Below are 19,875 nucleotides of genomic sequence, written 5' to 3'. Positions count from 1 at the left end.
TCATAATTTATGGCTAAGAAAAGATTTCCCAATGCCCATGAATAGCGGTAAAAAAAGAAACGTTCCGAGGGTAGAAACTGTCAACCCCCCAATTGTGCCCACAGCTAAAGGGAACCAAAAAGCCTCTTTTGAATCGCCTATCAAAAAGGGAATAAATCCCAATATGGTGGACAATACCGTGAGCAAGATGGGGCGGGCTTTGGCATTCCATGCTTTTAGGTATATCTTCATGTTAGGGAGATAGTGTTGCATCTTTCTGATATTGTTGTACTCGTTGATGATATAAATATTGGCATTAATCGTAAGGCCGGACAATAGGATAAATGAGGCAAATCCTCCCTGATCAAAATTGAGCCCAAATAAATAAAACGACAAAAAGATACCGATAAAAGAAACCGGGATAACGAAGATGATGTACAGCGGTTGAGTAAGCGAATTGAACAGTATACTTGATACAAAATAGATGATCACGAAGATGAGCAACAATAACCAATATTGCTGTGATTTCCCATCTCCCCACCAATCAAAATCATATGCATTTGCATTGATTATGGTATACCCGGTAGGCAATTCTTCACGATATTCTTCGATATAGCTATCCAGCAACTTTTTTCCCTGTTCATTTGCCCCAATATACTCGTATTGCAAACAAAGACGGTATTGTTGATCTATCTTTCCTACCTCGCGGGGCAGTTGCCCTTTATTTATCTGCGCGAGTTCGGCCAACTTGTATATTTTTCCATTGTTTTCAACGGGCATATGGAGCAAACTCCATCTATCGTAGTTGTCTGATTGTGTCGAACTTAAATAAAGCCGTTCAGGCCCTTTTGGCATCATGAGACTCCCAACATTGATATCCCGCCCGAAAACCAAACTCAGTTTGTCATACAATTGATAAGGTTGGATATCTTCCTCTGCGAGTTTTTCCTTATTGAAATCAACGCGAAACTCCTCGTACTCATCCTTGAACCAGCTAAATTCGGATTCGATGATTACGTCCTTAATCCGGCGGTGTTCCAACAGCTTACTTTTGAATCCCTCTGCAAAAGCCATCAGATCATCGTAATTAAATCCATACATCTCAACGCGGAATGATCCGGCACTCTCCCTTACATCATTGCTAAATCCGTCTCCTAAGCCATACACGCCCCAACTGCCGCCGCCCAACTCAAGGGATTTAGTGATGAGTCTGGCCTTCAGCATGTGCGGAAAGCCGCTATTGGCGTATGCTTCCGTGAAAAGGATATTAATCGTCGCTTGCCGGGCATTGTGGATCTGGGTCTGGAATTGTTTGATTTCTGAAAACTGGCTCAGAAAACTCTCCATTTGCTGTATTAGGCCATTCATTTCCTTGATAGTGGAGTTGCTTGGCAACGAGGCGCTGACCAATAAGGTAGTTTCTTCTTGCCTGGAAAAGTAGGATCCATTATAGACCTTTTGGACGAAAAGCCTCAATGTACCGCCTAAAATAGTATTCACGTATGTGCTTAAGTTCTCTTTGTAATAAGCGCTTCCGAGACTTTTATTATATAATGCTGTCCATTTTGACTCGCCTTCCATTTTATCGGGTATCAGAAAGACAGGCAGGCCAAACGTAAGGACAAGGACCGCAATAACGACTGCTCTCCAACGCTGCATGAAGCGGATGACATTGCTATAAGGGCGGGCAAAATAAACATAGACGCTCCTTTTCTTCCTGAAGAACACTCCGTTTCGGCTATGCCGAATGCGTTTTGATTTTTGGTTCATCTTCAATTTATCGACCAGTGCAGGGACCAAGAACAATGCGATCAATAATGATATCAGTAGGTTTATGATGATCACGGCTGCAAAATCTTGCAGGCTGAGACGTAGTTTTTCGTCCAAAAAGAAAATGATTGACAACGAACCAATGGTTGTCATTGTGGCCGCCAGGACCGCCATGAATGAAAGGCTGTTGTTCTTGCGGATGAGGTGATCCGCCATCACGATGGTATTGTCAATAATCAAGGTTAGTGAAATCGTAATGCCGGCCAAAGCGTAGAGTTGTATTTCCAGTTTCAGCAGGTAATAGCCTATCATCGCAATCGCCAGGTTGCAGCCCAGCGTTACGACAATCAGTACCATGTATTTCAGGTTGCGGTAGCTTACGAAGATGAAGATCAGGAGTATAATAAGCGTCAAGCCAGCCCTGAAATAGATTTTTTGCAATTCAGACTTGATATATTCCGTAGCGTCATAAGCCGTATGCACTTCATAGCCGGATGGCAGGGCCGTGTGCATTTCTGTTATTTTTTTGTGTATTTTTTTTCCTAATTCCAGTTGATTACTACTTTCATCCGCTGTGATAGTAAGGTAGATGGAATTAAGTCCATTTATCCGATAATACGATTGGGGCTGCGATTCGATCCTGTTGATTTTAACAATTTTCCCGAGTGGGACAATTACACCATCAACGCGTTTGATGCCAACGCTTTTTAATACATCCTCCTGATGCGTTTCCGATGGGCTTAGCATCACGCTGATCCACGATTTATCGTCTTCTCCTGATTGTGCAAAGGCCATATCCAGGAAATCTTTTTGCAGCGAATTCGTGATAGCCTCCTGAATATCCCTTATAAGGATGCCGTGGGTGTTTAGCTGGTCGGCATCGTATAGCAGTTGCCATACCATTGGGGTTGACCCGCTAACGGCTACGCTATTTACTCCCGCTATCATGGAGAGCTGGGGTCTGAGGGTGCTCTCTACCAGATCTTGTATGTCTTGTGGCGGCGCCGAGGCATTTATCGTAAAACTCAAGAATGCTTTTTCTGCATTTTGATCAGCCCGGCTTTGTGATATACGGGGATAGGAGACGTTCTCCGGCAAGCGTGGCCATAGCTGCCTCACGATGGTAGACACTTCAAATCGGGCGATGTCCATGTCTGTATGCTTATCAAACTCAATGCTGATTCGGCCCCATCCATTTCCAGACGTTGATGAGATATGTCTGATGCCACTCATCCGATTGAACATAGCTTCCAGTTTTGAAGTAGCTTCGATTTCGACGGTCCGTGGCCCGCTGCCATACATCGAAAACTCAACGCTTATCTGAGGCAACGTTTGAGCAGGAGATAGTTTGACGGACAGCATGGGAAGCAGTGCCAACCCGACAAACGAAAGGCAGACAAAGGTCAGTATGATGGAAAATGATGATATTTTCTTTTTTATTTCCATCAATAGACACCATTCATTTTATCAAAAAGATAAGAAAGCGGAGCTTGCTGTTCAAAGTCGTACAGTGTCAATTTCCTAATCCGGTAATAACTTAGCCAGTAATTTTTCAATACCGATATATAGTTTTTCTGGGCATCCTTCTGCCTGTTCAATGACAACGTCAAGCTATTGATGTCGGATTTGCCGATGATAAAGCGCTGTCTGGTGGCGTTGTATGCAGCCACCGCCAAATCCAATGCTTCCTCTGCACTGTTTATCATATCTTGTTGGATATTGAAGTCGCTGACGGTAACGATGACCTCCTGCTCCAAGCTCTGCTCTTTCTGTTGCACGGATATGCGTGCCACGTTCAGGTTATTCTTCGCCATATTGACCTGCCCCTTTCTTACTCCCCAATCCAGGATGGGTACACTTAAACCGATACGGACAATGTTTTGCTGCAGCGGATTTCGGTAAGCAGCACCTATTGTACTCGCTACTTGGTTAAATCCTGCACTGAGCGACAGGTCGGCATTGAATGCCGCTCCTTTGCTGGTCCGTTCTACTTCCATCTCGGCTTCCATGATTTCTTGTTGATTGCTCAAGTAATCGGGATTGTTTTCATAGGCCTGATCCAGCGCTTTTTCAATCGGTATGGACAGGTTCCTTGGCCGCTGGGGAAGGACGATTTCGATCGGGCTCTCTTCCTTTAGGTTAAGGAAAGAGGTAAGGCCAAAAGTTGCTTTCTTTAGTTCGATTTCGATATTCTTTAACGTATTCTTGGCATTGATGGCATCCAGCTTCAACGTCATCATATCCGCTTGCGATATTGATGCTATTTTGAATCGTTCCTGTCCGATATGGAAAAGCGTATCCGCAGATTTTACATTATCGATGGCCATTTCGTGTTCGGCTTGCGCCAAGGCAAGTGTGAAAAAGTATTCGATGACCGACTCGGAGACTTCCTCCCTTGAACGGATGTATTGCTTTTGCGCTTTATCGTATTTGAGCGGCGCTATCTTTTTTTGCCAACGGAAAGTATTGAACCCCATTAGTGACTGTATATATCCCACTCGGATGGGTACAGTGGAATATTGGGTGAAAGCCGCCTGCCCGAAATTACGGAGAAAGCCCAGTTCAGAATCGATGAAAAATGTTCCACCTGTAATATCCAGGTTCTGATTAATGGCAATATTAGCCGACGAGTATAGCGATTGCTGCGTCCTGTAGACATCAATATTGTTGTCGGGATCATAGCGTTGAATAAATTCGCGATTGTATTGAAGCGGCGTCATGTTTAAGACCAGCGATGGGAATCGGGCCGCCCTGAATGCCCGATATTCCCAAAAGCTGGCCAGGTAGAGATTTTGTGCGCCGAATGACTGCAAGGAGCTGTCACTTGCAATTTGAATGCTTTCCTGAAGGGTCAGTCTTTGCGTGGTTTGCGCTTTAGCCAACACAGCCAAGAATGATGCGATCAAAACGATTAGCCATTTGTACGTCATATGTTATACCTTGTTTTCCTTTTTCCTATATATAAACCAGTACACCAAAGGCACTACAAAAAGACTAATGGGCGTGCCGATCAACATGCCACCGATGGTGGCGATAGCCAGTGGTTTTTCTAATTCCGATCCCATATCATGGCTGAAAAACAGCGGCAGCATGCACACAATGGATGTAAGACTTGTCATAAGAATAGCATTGAGGCGTCTTCTTCCCGCTTCGTGTATGGCCGCTATCAATTCGATCCCTTGCCGACGAAGCTGGTTCATGATGTCAAGTTTGAGGATGCTATCGTTGATAATGATTCCACAGGTGACAATGATGCCGATGGCAGACATGAGATTCAAGCTATGTCCAAAAAGAATTAGCAGGCCCAATGCGGCAGCGATGGCTATCGGAATTTCCAGCAACACGATGAGTGGCTGTATAAAGCTTTCAAATTGAGCGGCAAGTATAAAATACATCAATAGGATGGATACTACTAAGATGACCAACAGCTCGTCCAGCATCTTTCTGTTTGAAAAAAACGACCCCGATAGCTGGATGTCCCGCTCGTTGTTGGGTGTTATATTGTCTTTAAGCAGCGCCAGTGTACGATCAGGATCCTGCACCTCGTGAAAATCAAAGGGAATGTATTCGCCATTACGGCCCCCGACGATTGTTTTCATGCCCTGGGCCGGATAGGTAGAAATAAATGTATTAAGCGGCAATTTCCTGGCGCGGCCATCACCGCCTGGTGGGGATTCCTGAATCGATGTATGGTTGATGACTTCACTGACTTCGTTGTTTCTCTGTCCGATGATGACAGGCAAGTACTGTTGATAAGACCGCAGTGTTGTGATCTCTTCTTGTTTAAAACCCGCTTTCAGCGCTTGATACACGTGATCATACGATACATCGTACAACAGCAACTTTTCCTTGTCGATCCGAAGATCCAACTGTTTTCGAAATGATATACTTTTCGGATGATAGCCCGTTATTTTATATAATTGCGCTTGGAAGGCTTGCACGGAGTCCATGGATAAGATATCCTTTCCTTTTCCGGTATAGTATTCCAGTCTCAGATCAGGGTCTGCTGTCACAAAAATCCGCTCAAATAGTGTCCCCGCAGGGGCATACGAAACGATAGACAGCGGATATTGCTGCCGCATGTAAGCATCGATGATCTTTTTCAGTTTAGGGATGTCCTCCGTTTGTTCGGTTTTCAGGTAAAACTCCGATTCCGAAAATGTCTGTTCGCCTTTTCTATTGAGCACAAATTGCTGCCGGCCAATGAGCGCAGCATTTTCTTCGACGTGCGCTTGGACATGCCGGAGGAGGTCCGTAGACCGTTGCTGATTCTCCCAGAGATGAATATTTTCATTCCACTCCACGTTTACGATCAGTTCCTGCTGGCTTATTTCCGGCATTTTTTCCTTGCGGATGCCAAAGAACAGGAACACACAAAGTGGAAAAATCAATAGCACCCCTGCTATGGTGAGCATCTTATTGCCAAATACCCAATCAGCAACGTGATGATAGACCCTTTCCGGGAGAGACTCCGAAGATAGCCGCTTAGTGCGTGCTTGGGGAAATTTAATCGAATAGACAAGTTTATACAGCACAGGTAATAGCATGATGCCCGTCAAATAGGACACCAGCAACCCAACAGTCACCGAAAACGCTTGGTCGAAGAAGACGGCTCCGGCTATACCACTCATAAAAATCAAGGGAACAAAAACAGAAATCGTGGTAAACGAAGAACTCAGCATTGGCACAATGACTTCATTGGTGCCTCTGATGCACGATTCGTCAATATCCATCCCCTTTCTTCGGTGTTGCCCGATGTTATCGGTGACGATAATGGAATTGTCAATCATCATGCCCAGCGCAAGTATCAGCCCCGTCAGCGAAACGATATTAAGCGAGACGTTGCACACGAAAAAGAAAAGTAGGCTTACGATCAATGAAACAAACATACTGACGCCGATAATCAACGGTGATCGTACATCCCGCATAAAAAGCGCCGATACCAGGCAAACGAAGATAAAAGCCAGGATGAGGTTTTGTTGTAAGTTTGAAATGGTGTATTCCAACAACTCAGTTTGATTTTGCGACTGGGAGAATTCGATCTCAGGATATTGGCCTTGCAGATTGTGGAGCGTATTGGCCATTGCATCGGCTAAACTGGACATGTTCTCGTCTGCCTGTTTGATGATACCCAAGGTAATGGCCCGCTTGCCGTTGTAGAGCGAAATTCCTTCTTCCGGCCTGCTCACTAAACTGATATCGGCAAGATCCCGGAGTTGGAAAATCCGACCATTCTTCTTGAAATAAATATCCTGCACATCTTCCAATGTACGTATGACGGAAGAGAAGCTGATGTTATACTGATAGTGGCCGTCTTTTACGATCATTGTGCCGGGCTCGATGTTGTTGTTTTGTAGGACAGCACTGATGTCTGACAGGGTGATCCCGGTTATCTCCAATGTATTATTGTTTGGGATAACCTGTATCTGCTTGTCTACTACTCCTGTCATATCGACCATGGCGACCTGGGGGAGCTGTTCGATCCGCCGCTTGATGATGGATTGGGCGAGTTCGCTTACGTTGAGGAAGTCACTTTCCTGACCTTTTTTAAAGGGTTCATCGTCCTTTAAAGTCAGATGGAGAAAAAAAACTGGAATATCCGTTGCGCTCGCTTTCACTGCACGGGGACGCTCGATTGCCCTGGGGAGATTGTTCATGGCGGCGTCTATCTTTTCATTGACTTCGATAAAAGCCAGATCCGTATTCACGCCATATTCAAAGCTTAGGCGAACTACTGCACTGCCATCACGTGTCTCGCTGTGCATATCACGTAATTTAGCTACCTGCAGGAGTTGCTGGCGGATAGGAGATACCACGGTATTTTCCAGTTCCCGGGCGGAGAGATTCCCTCCGGCCACTTGTACAGTTATTTCCGGTATGGGAATATCGGGCAGTAGAGACACAGGAATATTCATGTATGTAATGATGCCCAATATAAAGAACGCCAAAAAGGCCATCGATACCGCCACCGGCCTATGAATGAGAAATCTGATCATGTAGTTGTATCCCGCAATTCGTGTTTAATTAAAGCCTGTCGGTAGTTTGTGCTACCCGTATTGGCGTTTCATGGGCAAGGTTCAGGTTGCCGTCATAAATTACGCTATCGCCCGATTGCAAACCCTCCGTGATGACATAGCCGGTTGAGTTTTCAATACCTGTCTGGACATAATTCCAAAAGGCTTTTCCATTCTTGACCGTAAAAATCACCTTTCTGTTGTTTCTCAGCACTAATGCCGATTTAGGTATTACCAATTGTTTTCCCATGGAGCGCTGTATCCTTACTTTTATATTCATGCCGTCGTATAAGCTATCCGTTGCCCCATGAATACGCGCCTTTATCCTTATCATCCCGTTTTCATCGACTACCGGGTTGATTTCGTCTACCTTTCCCGCTATGTTATAATTGCTGAGGGCAAATGGCGATAGCTGGACCTGATCGCCTTGGTTGACAAGGCTGAGTTCGCTCTCCAGTACCTTAAAATCAGCCTCCAGTATATGACTGCCGATAACGGTACAGAACGGGTCTGAACTGGGAGGCATGTTGTATTTTTTTGAAAAAAGATTGGCAACGACGCCATCAAAAGGTGCATAAAGAACCGACTGACTCAGATTATATCGGGCCAACTCATATTGGATTACACTGTTTTCATAGTTACTTTTGATTTTGGCGATTTTCATGATGTCCGCTGGTACGTTCAGTGAGTCCTTTACGGCGTATCCTTGGCTAATCAATACATCCTGCAATTCCAATTTGGATTTTTCAAGGTTATCGTGTGCCTGACGCATGGCATTCTGTAATTTAAACTGGACCAGTGCCGCTATTTTTTGCCCTTTTAAGACCCGTTGCCCATTCCTGACATAAATTTCCTCCACGACCTCAGGGGTTTCAAAGTGTAGATCAGCTTTTTCTGCGGCAGCTATTGTTCCATTTGAAATCAACTCATGGCTAAAATCCGCACGTTGCAGCACTATAGCCTTTACGTAGCTACTGTCGCTGGGGAGTACTGTTTGCACGTGCTCCTCCGTTTGCCCTTTTTCGGCGGTGGTACAGGCTATCAGTGTGATTGCGTACAGTGCCACGCCTATCCATAAAAGCAGTGTCGTATTTGTCAATTCATTCATCATCATTTACTGGTTCTATTGTAGTATTTTCAATTTCCATGCTATCGATCATGGCTGTCATTTCTGCTTTCATTTCCCGGGTGGCTGGAGAATCCACCTTTACCTGTTTCGCGAGTACATGCGTGGCCATTCGCTTGGCTTTGTCCAGATCACCCGCTTCTTGGTAAGCTTTGGCCATCATGTAGTAGGGATAGAGCCTATGGGGCACCCTTTGGGCGGCCCGTTTGAAATAAATATCGGCATACCTGTAATCGTGCATGCCCATGAAATTTTTTCCCTGAATGACAAAAAGCATGGGATCTCCGCTAATCCAGGTGGCTTGGTCAATCACCTCGATGCTTTCTTCATACCTTGCTGTTTTTGAGAGCGCTTGGCTATACTCAAAGAGGTAATGTACTTGATCGCCAAGGTGCGGCAACAAGCCGCGGTAACGCTTCACCGCCTCTTCATAGGCGTTGGCATGATAGTATATTCGTGCTTGGCTCCATTGTTTATGAGCGAGATAGACCGGATATCGATTGGATAAGCAATAGGCAACTACGACCCAGCTTGCCAACAATGAAATGATGATCGCCGCACTGTTCCAACGCCGCCGCAGGCGGTAATCAAAAAGGTACATATTCCTAAAGTCATTGATATAAGTAAATTGGTAGCTCACCGAGACGCAACCGGTGATGAGCAAGGTCAGCGCCACAAGAAAAGGCAGTAGGCTGAACGGGTAGGACATCGAAGAAAAAACAAGCAGAGAACCGAGGCTTGCAACCACTGCCAATTTTCCTCGCCGGACACCGACAACACACGCGTAGCTAAAGACAATCAATAGGAGGAGAAATGGGAGTACGCCCAGCTCTACTGCGATCTGGATAAACTCATTAAATGCATATTCAGGCTCCCCGGCAATGAATTTTTCCGGCTCCGTAGCACGGCCCGAAGCGAAATATTTGCCCTGCGCCTCGCCATACCGGCCCGAAAAATAACCAAGCCCCACACCAAGCCATTGCTCTTCGATGATATCCATGGACACTTTCCAGATTAATGCCCGGCCATCGGCCGAATCTTTCTTTAAGTGATATAATCCCACCAGTCCTATCCCGATAACTAACGCAGCGGTGGCCAATACAACGATACCCTTCTTGGTGTACAAGCTAAGGTAAGCGCCGATAAGGTGTTTTTTGTGCTTGGACAAGTGGCTCAATATCACCACGATGCCGCCTATCCCTCCGGCAATCCAGGCGGCCCGGCTCATTGTAGCCGGTAAAATCAGGACGATGCCAATCAAGGTCGATAGCGCAAGCTCCCATCGAAGATAATAATACCGCATTCTTCTTCGGAATGGGGCATGGATTACCTTGCTATCCCGTATGGCATAGTACACCGCCATGGGCAGTATCATGGCCAAATAACCGGCATAAGGACCTGGATTAAAAAACGAACCGGTCACCCGAAAAAGCACGTGCTGGGACGGAACCTGCCCGTAAAGCTGCAACAGCCCCCAAAGGGCTTCGACGAGCCCTGTACCCATAAAGGCCAAAAGCAGCACATGCAGGTTGGCCTTATGCTGCACCAGAAAAATACGCAATGAGAAGTATAGCACCACCAGTAGCACCAAGGACACCATCTTGGTATTCCATACCGGATGATTGAGATACGTGATTGCAAGGCCCAACGCTGCGAATAGCGGAACCAACCAGTCCGTTGTGCAGTATTTCAGGCTCTGTCGGTTGTTCCAATAAGAAAGTGACGTTGCCAGGGGAATCAATCCCATGATAGCGTAAAAGGCAACCGTCTTTCCTGCACCTGTGCCATCTGTAACGTGTTCATCCAAGACCAATACACCCCCCAATAGACCGATGAAAGGCAATAAGCACAGGCAGTTGATGAATGTCTTGAATGTGTTTTTCATAAGGATTATAGGGGTTTAAAAAATCGGTCGAACCGGTATTTTTTGGTGTCGGGATCCGTAGATCGCCATATGTAAGCGGCCTTGCCGACAATATGATCTTCGGGCAACAGGCCCCAGTAGCGTGAATCTTCGGAGTCTACGGCATAATCCCCCGCCATAAAGTAATAGTTTTGCCTGAATGAATGATAGGGATACGGCTTGCCATCGAGATAGCACCTGTTAGCGGAAAAAGAAACTTCCCCGCCGGTCTCATATTCGATTAGGTTTTCATAAAGGTATATATTGACGGAATCCAATCGGATTTTGTCTCCTTCTCGAGGGATGTAGGCCGGGCCCAAGGAAGCCAGTGTCCAATCCAATTCCTTAAACCTATCCGGCTTTTGGCTATCCATCCAAGCATCTACCAATTTGTTCGCCGGTACTGAAACCTTGAACGCGCCTGCCTTATTTTTTATCCAATACGCATTTTCTTTTATCTGTAGCGTATCACCGGGAACCCCCATACAGCGTTTGACGTAATAGATTTCCCAATTTTTCGCTATTTTGTCAGAAAGGTGATAAGGTGCGTTGAATACCAACACATCCCCACGTGTGACGGGCCTGTGTCCTTTGATACGATAACGATGGTTATCGCTGACGTCTGCCGCGTTGCATAGCCAGTCCATACGCGGGCCTGGTACCAATTTATTAATCAATATATGGTCGCCCGGTAGGATGGTAGGCTGCATAGAAGGTGTTGGGATACTAAACGAAGCAAATAGAAATATGCGTAGGCTTCCGACAACGAGTACGGTGAAGATGGCCGTTAGCGCAATCCCTCGCGAGGTTTTCCATATTTTACGTAGCCATACACCCATATCACTTTATGCCATCGCCTCTGATTGGTTAACCTCATTAAATTTCATCATTATAAATCAACAGCTGATCCAGCGAAGCGTATAACTTGCTTGTTTTTTCTCAATCCAAAGAAATAAAACCAGAGGGAGCTATGGAAAGGAATTGGGCTAACAATTCTTACTCAATTCTTTTAGGGATAATCGGATATAGCGTTTGTATGTTCAATTGCCGGTGATGAATGAGATGGAGTCATCATTTTAAATATACAACTTGTAAAATAGGATTGGCATCATCTGTCAGTGTGTTTTCCATTTTTGTATAAACCGGATGAACTAATTGTACCACACTATTTTTTTGATTATTAGAAGACAACATTGGCCAAAATTTTCCAGAATTATTTAAATCGTTGTCAATGCCGCCCCCTGCTCTCGGATTTTCTATTTCTTGATTATAAACTACCTTGTTGTTGTCTTTGTCAACGATAACACCATTCAGTTTTTCATTCATGATTATGAGTAGAAACAGATAGTTTTCAGATTCGACAATATCAACTATTTGCGCGTATTTTGACAAGAGCTCGTTTTTCTTATCTACATTTTCAATCAGATCTCTTGAAGGAGAAAGTCTCCCAAGATTTAAAATTTTGTGAGGGGTTAATTGTAGCTTATTATAGCTAAAGAGTGTGTCATTATATAAGGATTTGAATTTAATGCTGTTGTTCGTGTTAAACATTAAGGAAACGGTTTGTAATGATCGGCTAAAATTTAAATTGTCTTTTTCTATTTCAATTTTTTTAATTACAGCACCGTCTTTATCAAATTGAATTAATGATGAACGATAACTATCATTGTAATCTCTAACTTCGCAGACAAACGAATTGTCATTGAGGCTATTTATGGCGCTAATCTCCCCTTCAAGGTGAAGTTTCTTAACAAAATTTCCGTCGTAGCCATATATATAGACATGCCCACTTTGGGAAAGCAATAAAAGCTGTTTGTTGTAAGGGTCTATTGACACTTCCTGTAAGCTAGGGTACTCTTTAGGGCCCATCCCTACTGCCCCTATTCGATTTAAGAATTTTCCAATACCGGAAAATCTATACACATAATTTCCACCTCGAACAAATATGTCGTTCGAATCAAGGTAAACAATTGCACTTATATTAGGTAACAACGAATTATCGCTCGTTTCTAAAAAGATATAAGAAATAGAGTCCGCAAGGTCACTAAGCGTGCATCTCTGATTACTTTGTAGCTGATTCTCTAAGTCTATCAAATAGGGGTTGTCATTTTTGTGTTGACAGCTTATCAAAACAAAAATGAAAATAATTGATTTCCACCAAATTTTCATCTGTTCTCCTGATTAATTAAGTGCTCAAGTTTTGCAAAGGTTTCAGGTGAGTCAGGGCTTTGATATTGAATGTCTTCAAAATCTCCATTTTGGAAATAGAGTACGGCAGGATATATGCCCCACACCCCACGGACGGCATTATTATACAAATCTCTACCTCTTCTGGTATTTCTACCCCCCTTTTTTCAAACTCTTCCGTTATTGTATTCGTAGGCTTTTCTTGACAGCTGTATAGCAAAAGTATAAATAGGCTGTAATAAATATATTTCATCGATTATATAATTGTAAACACTTCAAAATGGATGATATTTTCGTCTTCTGTATATTTTTGAACCAGTAATCCTTCAGGAGCTATGTGCATATTGCCTAAATTGTATTGTTGAGGATTTTGAAACACGGGTGTTTCCGAAAGAATCTTCCCAGACTCGTTTATTGTTATTATAGAGAAAGGCTTTTCAAATTTACTGTCTGTCGGTTTCCAGTTGAGGAGAGGTATCGTGGCTATTCGGTAATATACTCTTCGATATTTATCGTAGAGTATGTTAGCATAGGAAGGTTGGCTTATGAAATACTCAATTCTCTTATTTTTGTCCTGAAATAATTCAAAAAAATTGTCTGAGGATGACTGTATTTCATTAACGTAACGACTGCCGGCATATATCTTTTCTTTTTTTGAAAAACCTGCATCATAGCTGTAAACATGATGATCCGCAGGAAAACTATAAATAGCTTTGCCGTTGTATGAATCAACAGTATGGTATACAGTATTGAAGTATAGTCCTCCAAAATTCCCCTCTCTGTACTGGTTTGGATAACCCACACGATAATCAACTGCTCCATCTTGGAGATTGATAAGACAGCTGACTGGTTTATTATCTTCTGTAGCATCCTCAGGTTGTCCTAAACTTGTTCCGGACAGTAAAATTTTGCCTTTAATACAAGAAATGGGGGATGATGTCAAAGCTTCAATATCTACTGGATATTTTGCTAATGTGTGGTCAACGGTATTCCACGTCTTTTTGATGGCAGACAAAGAATCTATTAAAAAGAGATTTTTAGATTTATAATTGTAAATAAATATAGAGTCGGGTGAATGGTAATAAAATCCGGAATAATTATTTAATACTCCGCAACCTTTTTCCTCGGATGAATTAATGGATATTCTTTTTTTTTGAAGACCTGTATTATAATCAAAAATATTCAAGTCATTTCCGTCAAGAAAAATATAATACAACTGTTCACCTGTTTCAAATAATTGAGACACTAATGGGGCTGGTGTTAATTGCTCTCCTATAGAAATATATTTGGGGAATTCTTTTGCGACAAGTAATGTTGAATCCTTAGTTGATTTTTCCGTAGGGTTCGTTACTGCAACGATTTTTTCCTTACAGGAATAAGTGATCAACGATATTACGGATAGTGTTGTTATAGAAATAAGTCTTTTCATTTCTTTCTATTTTTTATAGTGTAATCTGCTCAAGGATTTTACAATCCTGAACAGATTACTAAGATTATTCTACATCTTACAGTCTATAAATGAATCCCAACTGTCTGTTTTACAAAAGTAAGTTCCGCTACTATTGCTTACACAATTTCCATCATTGTCCCACCAGCCTACGCTTTCGCAAGCTCCTAAGGCTTCTACCTCTCCTAAAAAATTCAACAGCTTGTATCCTTCCTCAGGACATGGTCAATAAATTCTATCTTTGCCGACGTACCTCGTTCTGCCGCCTTTATCCATTCCAAAGAAATAAAACCAAAGGGAACTATAGAAAGGAATCCCGCTAGCAATTCTTACTCAATTCTGCTGGCAACTTAGCTTCCATTATCGGACTGGATGTTTTTTTGCTTATAAAAAATGAGAATAGGATTGTCGTCTTCCTTGATTTTTAAAGGAGTAGCGCTACTCTTTGGATTAGATTGCATATGTTGTGTATATACTTCAGCCGGAAGTATGAACATGATTTTGTCATCATCTCCATCATGTGGATAGTAGTAAGTCAGGTCCATGCCTAATAAGGTTTCTTCAACGTAACTATCCCAATAAATCTTGTTTTCATTTTTATTAATAATGAAAATACCCCCTTGATTAGAGCGAAAGACTAAATGATCGGTTGTTTCTCGGATGGAATTTACAGCATAAATAAGGTTATTACCCGTCACCTCTTCGAAAAATCTTTGCGGATTGGATGTTGATTCTTTTATCAAACGCTCGTCTGTAACAGTGTTAGAAAGGGATAATTCATAAGGGATTTGGACTTGATTTTTATTGAAATGGAATAAATTAAAGTCAAGTGGCGCGGTAAACCATAATTGTTTACTCTTTACCATTTGCCTTCCAAGGGTTCTTATTGGAAAATCTACCCTTCTATCGTGGCCTATCTCTCGCCATGTATTGGTCTTCAGTCTTAAAATTTTAACAAGATATGGATAGCAGGAATAACCTTGCAATTTATTATGGAAGAATACTTCGCCATCATACCAACTGATCCCCTCATACGTCCCGTCCACCTTTATTTCAGACAAGAATTTTCCCTGGATGTCAAAAAAGAGGAGTTTGTAGTAATCGTTGTAAATCAATAACTGCTCTGACGATTCATCAAAGGAGATATCTATTATTGTTTTAGATTCCCCGGGGCCTGTGCCTATCTTGTTTATGCGTGTTTCAATATTTCCGTTTTTTGCATTGATAATAAAAACAGTATTATTCGTGCCTGAAAATAAAATAACGTTGTCTTTATGCCTGATTAGCTTTTTGATATCTGATATAAGAAAATCATCGCTTGTCTGAATCTGGATGATCTCGGCTAGTTCGAAATGATTTTTGAAGTAACCTGTTTCAGAAGGTTTGTCAGGTGCGGTCAATAATTGTTTTTCGCTTTCCAGAATCGCTTGATTCGATGTGCACGACAGCAGCAGAAAAAATAAGGCACAGAAAAAAGTAATTGTTCTCATAATTGAGTTTTTTCTTGGCAAGTTGAAAATGGCAATTTAGAAGCCGGATGTGCATCACAAGCGCGTGCTATTAGAGGCGATCAATGTATTACTCTTACGATAATCAAACAATACTGGTCACCTCAGGTCGCTGACTGTCTAGCATTCTCTTGACTTAAACAGTTCACTATTGTATCTCATCTAAGATGTGTTTGATGTCGTACTTGTATAATTCGTCAGCGTGAACGTCAAATGTATAAAGTTCCCCCTGATTGAAATCAATATCAAAAGAGGTGATATGATGGCTCAGTTTAAGTTCTGCCAGCGGGTTGCCGTCCCAGTCGAAAAGTAATATAGTTGGAATTCTCTTACGCCCAGTTTGATAGGTTTTCTCATCTTCATTTATATACACAACTCCAAAGAAGTTATCAAATACTCTTAGGTCAGCAAATGTATATATCCGGTTCCATCGAAACTTATCTTGTATATCGCTTAGCTTATCTGATTGTTCTCCGATATTGATGGTTCTTGAAAAAGTTCCATCGAGTGAATAAATATTTATATGCCTAAGGCCAATCGGCATTTCGACAATGCGGTTTATCTTATCATTTCGCTTGGCAATTGTTGATAGAATGTTGATATCTTCGCCATCCCTAATTTGGGCCCTATTTAAAGGAGTAAGAAATGTAGGTTCGATCTTACTATTAAGTTTCTTTATATACCTAATTTGTTGCGTTAGGTGAGGACTAGTCTCTTTACAAAAGAACGTCGTGCTATCTATCATAATAAAATTGAATAAGAAAGGTGGGAGAGAATCGTTGACGACATTGATATTCAGCTTGTTCAATTCTAAGGATCTCGCTATATTTAATCGCAGTAGTTCTCCCCTTTGAAAATCATAGATATATGAGACAGTACTGTCATTTTCGTTCGTAAATATTACTTTATTGCTAACGCTCGGTGATTCAATAAACTGAAAAGGCCCCTGACCCCTTGTCAAGAAGCTGCCTAGATATTTGCCTGTTTTTAAACAAATAAATGACCACAAGCCATCCGCATTGCTTGTAGAAATAATCAGTAAAGAATCATGAATTGCGAAATTTTTCATCCCAATTAAATCAATATTGGTTTTTTTCTTATTCTTAAGCGTATATGTACGAGAAAATTCATCCACGTATTTTACATCTTGGAAAGACATATTCCCCGATAGATCGGATGGGTGAAAAAATTGTTTGCAATTCGTTAACGAGCAAACAAATAGTAGCGCCGTAATTTTCGAAAATAGCTTTAATTTCATATATAATTTGTTAATCTGCCACGATCCGATAGAATCGCGGCAGATAATTTTAAGAAATAGCAGACTATACTAACATGTTGAGGACGGAGCATACCAAGGATCCGTCCCAGAGACCCAGCTACAGGTTGGGGCAATACATTACCTGGCTTCCCTCTTTAGAAGTCACTGTATTATAACATGTTTTACCACCACCCCCACTTTCACTCTGTGCCAATGCCTCTACATTCGCAAGGCTTACAGTAGAAAGTTCATTACTTTCATTCATATTAAAATTGATGTTAAACGTGGTCACGGCAGCGATGGTTGCTACAGCCAGACCACCTAAAATTTTCTTTTTTACTTAATTTTAATCGTTCAAAAAAATTGTTTTCACTGTATTTATCATTTCAACAGTCGATATCCCACCCTGAGGATTTCGTGCCTAATCGTTATCTTTGCCAATATACCTCCTTTCTTACTAAGGTGGATACTGGGTGGATAGGCTGTGTCTCACGGAACGAAGTGTACAGCCTGCCGCTTTTTCCTCGATCCAAAGAAATAAAACCAAAGGGAGCTATGGAGAAGAATTGAGCTAACAATTCTTACTCAATTCTTTTAGGGATAAGCGAATATAGCGTTTGTATCTTGAGGATTTTGAAACACGGGCGATTCCGAAAGAATTTTCCCAGGTTCGTCTATTGTTATTATGGAGAGAGGCTTTTCAAATTTGCTATCTGTTGGTTCCCAGTTCAGAAGAGGTACTGTGGATATTCGATAATATACTTTTCGATATTTATCATAGAGTATCAGAAAGATGAAGTCGTGGGGGCGGCAACAGATATGCTGTCGTTGCGACCGCCAATAAAATGGCGCCATCTATTACAACATGGTCAGGGACAAGGTTAAATTCATCCCGGACAAAATAACCCATATGGAAAAGAGACTGGCAGAGTTCAAAAGAACAACCCGTGTAATTCGTTAATACATAACGAAAATATTTTAATTATATGGCGGTTTGTATTTAATTCAAGATTATATTAATATTATCTATATAACACACATTATAGCCGTAACTATCCTCCTCATATCCGATTAAGTACAAAGTATCAGATCCTATATTATATGATATAGATCGAACCTTTTTATCAAGATTTAATACCCCGATAGGATCTCCTTCCCAATTATAAACCAATATTTTATTCGATAAAAGACCTAAATCTTTGGACATCATTATTTCCTCTAATGTTGATCCATTATAAAGAGCGAAAATATACCTATCACTTTTTGTTAAAGAGGTTATACCTATTTTTGAGTCTTTGTCAAATACATATCGCTCATTGACTAAGGGCAGTGCCCCGGTATGTTGTTTCAAACAATGTACTTTTGTTGTGTCACTATAATCATAGAACTCCGCTGCTTCACCATAAAAAGAAAACCACGCAATTTTTTTTGTTTCAGGTGAGCCTACACACAACCCCTGCAAAATATTCGATGCCATGTCTTGGGAAAATGATCCGATGTTTTCTCCAAATTCTTTTTTGTATTCGTTATTGTCCAAGTCAGAAATAGTAAAACGACTTTCTCCTTTACTTGAACCTATAATCATGCTGCCGTCAACCGTGACAGAGACAAAATCTGATAATATCTCTTTAATTGCAGTCGAGGCTATATCTTTATTGCGATTAGTTCCATAAAGATGGAGTTTACTTCCAGATGTACTTTTAACGAAGAATCTATTCTCATCCATGGCACCTAATTGTTGTATATCAATCAATTCATTTGGCCCTCCTCCTTTTTCAATGAAACGATAAAACTGATTTGAATCAAGATCATACGCGGAAAGTAAATAGTTGTCAATAAGATCAGACACAATAATATAGTTTCTCCAGCTATATATGTATTCGGGTTTTCCCAAAGAGTCAACTGGATATTCATTAAGTACTTTCGGAGAACAGTTATAGTGGTTAGAAAATGAATCTAAAAAAGATTCCTTTTGGTTATCTTGGCAAGATACCATACAAACCAATAATAATAAAAGGGAAAATGTACGTTTCATATATATGTGTTTTTTCACAAAAACTCCCTCTAATGGATCAAGATTATAAATCAAGAGCAAAAAATATAAGCATTCACGCACTTACAACAGCATAGCGGTAAATTGAGTCATGCTTACTCGTTACAAAAGATTGGGGAAATTGTTGTTGCTTAACTTATGCTTAAAATTAATTCCTTCGATAGAATCAGTTCGCAAATCTGCGAACTGATTCTAGTCGTTAGCTAGTTTGGTCTTACACAAACAAGCGGAGCTTTAGCAGTAGCCCCAGTTGATGTAGTACAGTCCCCCCAAAGCGCCAAACAAGTTTCTACACATACGCCTCCTTCACTCTGTGCCAAAGCCTCTACATTAGCAAGACTAATAGTAGACAGTTCATTGCCTTCATTCACGTTAAAATTGACATTAAATGCGGCTACGGCGGCAATAACAGCTACTGCGAAACCGCCTAAGATCTTCTTTTTCATTTGATTTAATTTTTTTGAATCATAAAAATTGTTTTCACTGTATTTATCATTTCAACAGTCTATATCCTACCCTGAGGATTTCGTACCTAATCATTATCTTTGCCGCTGTACCTCCTTTCTTGTAAAGGTGGGATAAGAGGCGGACAGGCAACGTTCAGGCATCGAAGCATATAGCCTGCCGCCT

14 protein-coding genes are annotated in these 19,875 nt (G+C 41.7%); all 14 read right to left on the bottom strand.

The window, feature by feature from the left end:
* The 14 genes from BMW65_RS00945 to BMW65_RS00880 all read right to left on the bottom strand — a co-directional run bounded on the left by BMW65_RS00945 (position 1) and on the right by BMW65_RS00880 (position 19,691).
* Positions 1-3,195, bottom strand: a complete 3,195-nt coding sequence (locus BMW65_RS00945) for an efflux RND transporter permease subunit (protein ID WP_090602055.1) — start codon at positions 3,193-3,195, stop codon at positions 1-3.
* Positions 3,195-4,679 carry a TolC family protein gene (locus BMW65_RS00940; protein WP_090602054.1) on the bottom strand — a complete coding sequence of 495 codons (1,485 nt, stop codon included), beginning with the start codon at positions 4,677-4,679 and terminating at the stop codon, positions 3,195-3,197. The genes BMW65_RS00945 and BMW65_RS00940 overlap by 1 nt, the downstream gene beginning before the upstream one ends.
* A 3-nt stretch (positions 4,680-4,682) precedes the next feature.
* Positions 4,683-7,745 carry an efflux RND transporter permease subunit gene (locus BMW65_RS00935; RefSeq protein WP_090602052.1) on the bottom strand — a complete coding sequence of 1,021 codons (3,063 nt, stop codon included), beginning with the start codon at positions 7,743-7,745 and terminating at the stop codon, positions 4,683-4,685.
* 28 nt (positions 7,746-7,773) lie between these two features.
* Positions 7,774-8,877, bottom strand: coding sequence for an efflux RND transporter periplasmic adaptor subunit (locus BMW65_RS00930; RefSeq protein ID WP_218145314.1), 1,104 nt, complete (start codon positions 8,875-8,877; stop codon positions 7,774-7,776).
* The gene (locus BMW65_RS00925; RefSeq protein ID WP_090602050.1) at positions 8,864-10,774 is read right to left on the bottom strand and encodes an O-antigen ligase family protein; all 1,911 of its coding nucleotides are present in this window, start codon (positions 10,772-10,774) and stop codon (positions 8,864-8,866) included. The genes BMW65_RS00930 and BMW65_RS00925 overlap by 14 nt, the downstream gene beginning before the upstream one ends.
* A 5-nt stretch (positions 10,775-10,779) precedes the next feature.
* Complete coding sequence (lepB, locus tag BMW65_RS00920) at positions 10,780-11,631, bottom strand: signal peptidase I (RefSeq protein ID WP_090602049.1); 852 nt, start codon at positions 11,629-11,631, stop codon at positions 10,780-10,782.
* A gap of 232 nt (positions 11,632-11,863) precedes the next feature.
* Positions 11,864-12,961 carry a 6-bladed beta-propeller gene (locus tag BMW65_RS00915; protein ID WP_090602047.1) on the bottom strand — a complete coding sequence of 366 codons (1,098 nt, stop codon included), beginning with the start codon at positions 12,959-12,961 and terminating at the stop codon, positions 11,864-11,866.
* 274 nt (positions 12,962-13,235) lie between these two features.
* Positions 13,236-14,408 carry a DUF4221 family protein gene (locus BMW65_RS00905; RefSeq protein ID WP_090602044.1) on the bottom strand — a complete coding sequence of 391 codons (1,173 nt, stop codon included), beginning with the start codon at positions 14,406-14,408 and terminating at the stop codon, positions 13,236-13,238.
* Between the two features lie 368 nt (positions 14,409-14,776).
* Positions 14,777-15,916, bottom strand: a complete 1,140-nt coding sequence (locus BMW65_RS00900; protein WP_090602043.1) for a 6-bladed beta-propeller — start codon at positions 15,914-15,916, stop codon at positions 14,777-14,779.
* Positions 15,917-16,082: 166 nt separating this feature from the next.
* Positions 16,083-17,192, bottom strand: a complete 1,110-nt coding sequence (locus BMW65_RS00895) for a TolB-like 6-bladed beta-propeller domain-containing protein (RefSeq protein ID WP_143053756.1) — start codon at positions 17,190-17,192, stop codon at positions 16,083-16,085.
* Positions 17,193-17,310: 118 nt separating this feature from the next.
* Positions 17,311-17,520, bottom strand: a complete 210-nt coding sequence (locus BMW65_RS24805; RefSeq protein WP_090602040.1) for an NVEALA domain-containing protein — start codon at positions 17,518-17,520, stop codon at positions 17,311-17,313.
* 266 nt (positions 17,521-17,786) lie between these two features.
* On the bottom strand, positions 17,787-18,047 hold the full coding sequence (locus tag BMW65_RS24800; protein ID WP_394332194.1) for a DUF4221 family protein: 261 nt from the start codon (positions 18,045-18,047) through the stop codon (positions 17,787-17,789).
* Positions 18,048-18,192: 145 nt separating this feature from the next.
* Positions 18,193-19,227, bottom strand: a complete 1,035-nt coding sequence (locus BMW65_RS00885) for a BF3164 family lipoprotein (protein WP_143053755.1) — start codon at positions 19,225-19,227, stop codon at positions 18,193-18,195.
* Between the two features lie 221 nt (positions 19,228-19,448).
* Complete coding sequence (locus tag BMW65_RS00880) at positions 19,449-19,691, bottom strand: NVEALA domain-containing protein (RefSeq protein ID WP_090602037.1); 243 nt, start codon at positions 19,689-19,691, stop codon at positions 19,449-19,451.
* Between the last annotated feature and the right edge of the window lie 184 nt (positions 19,692-19,875).

The sequence above is a fragment of the Parapedobacter koreensis genome, from assembly GCF_900109365.1.
In the GTDB taxonomy this organism is placed as follows: Bacteria; Bacteroidota; Bacteroidia; order Sphingobacteriales; family Sphingobacteriaceae; genus Parapedobacter; species Parapedobacter koreensis.
The sequence above is the reverse complement of the archived record's forward strand: the minus strand, read 5'-3'. Positions and strand labels throughout refer to the sequence as shown.

Coding starts and splice junctions, on each gene's coding strand:
- lepB (WP_090602049.1), bottom strand. CDS start 11,631: ATGGGTGTATGGCTACGTAAAATATGGAAAACCTCGCGAGGGATTGCG.
- BMW65_RS00900 (WP_090602043.1), bottom strand. CDS start 15,916: ATGAGAACAATTACTTTTTTCTGTGCCTTATTTTTTCTGCTGCTGTCG.
- BMW65_RS00930 (WP_218145314.1), bottom strand. CDS start 8,877: ATGATGATGAATGAATTGACAAATACGACACTGCTTTTATGGATAGGC.
- BMW65_RS00905 (WP_090602044.1), bottom strand. CDS start 14,408: ATGAAAAGACTTATTTCTATAACAACACTATCCGTAATATCGTTGATC.
- BMW65_RS00945 (WP_090602055.1), bottom strand. CDS start 3,195: ATGGAAATAAAAAAGAAAATATCATCATTTTCCATCATACTGACCTTT.
- BMW65_RS24800 (WP_394332194.1), bottom strand. CDS start 18,047: ATGGCGCCATTTTATTGGCGGTCGCAACGACAGCATATCTGTTGCCGC.
- BMW65_RS00915 (WP_090602047.1), bottom strand. CDS start 12,961: ATGAAAATTTGGTGGAAATCAATTATTTTCATTTTTGTTTTGATAAGC.
- BMW65_RS00935 (WP_090602052.1), bottom strand. CDS start 7,745: ATGATCAGATTTCTCATTCATAGGCCGGTGGCGGTATCGATGGCCTTT.
- BMW65_RS00885 (WP_143053755.1), bottom strand. CDS start 19,227: ATGAAACGTACATTTTCCCTTTTATTATTATTGGTTTGTATGGTATCT.
- BMW65_RS00940 (WP_090602054.1), bottom strand. CDS start 4,679: ATGACGTACAAATGGCTAATCGTTTTGATCGCATCATTCTTGGCTGTG.
- BMW65_RS00895 (WP_143053756.1), bottom strand. CDS start 17,192: ATGAAATTAAAGCTATTTTCGAAAATTACGGCGCTACTATTTGTTTGC.
- BMW65_RS00925 (WP_090602050.1), bottom strand. CDS start 10,774: ATGAAAAACACATTCAAGACATTCATCAACTGCCTGTGCTTATTGCCT.
- BMW65_RS00880 (WP_090602037.1), bottom strand. CDS start 19,691: ATGAAAAAGAAGATCTTAGGCGGTTTCGCAGTAGCTGTTATTGCCGCC.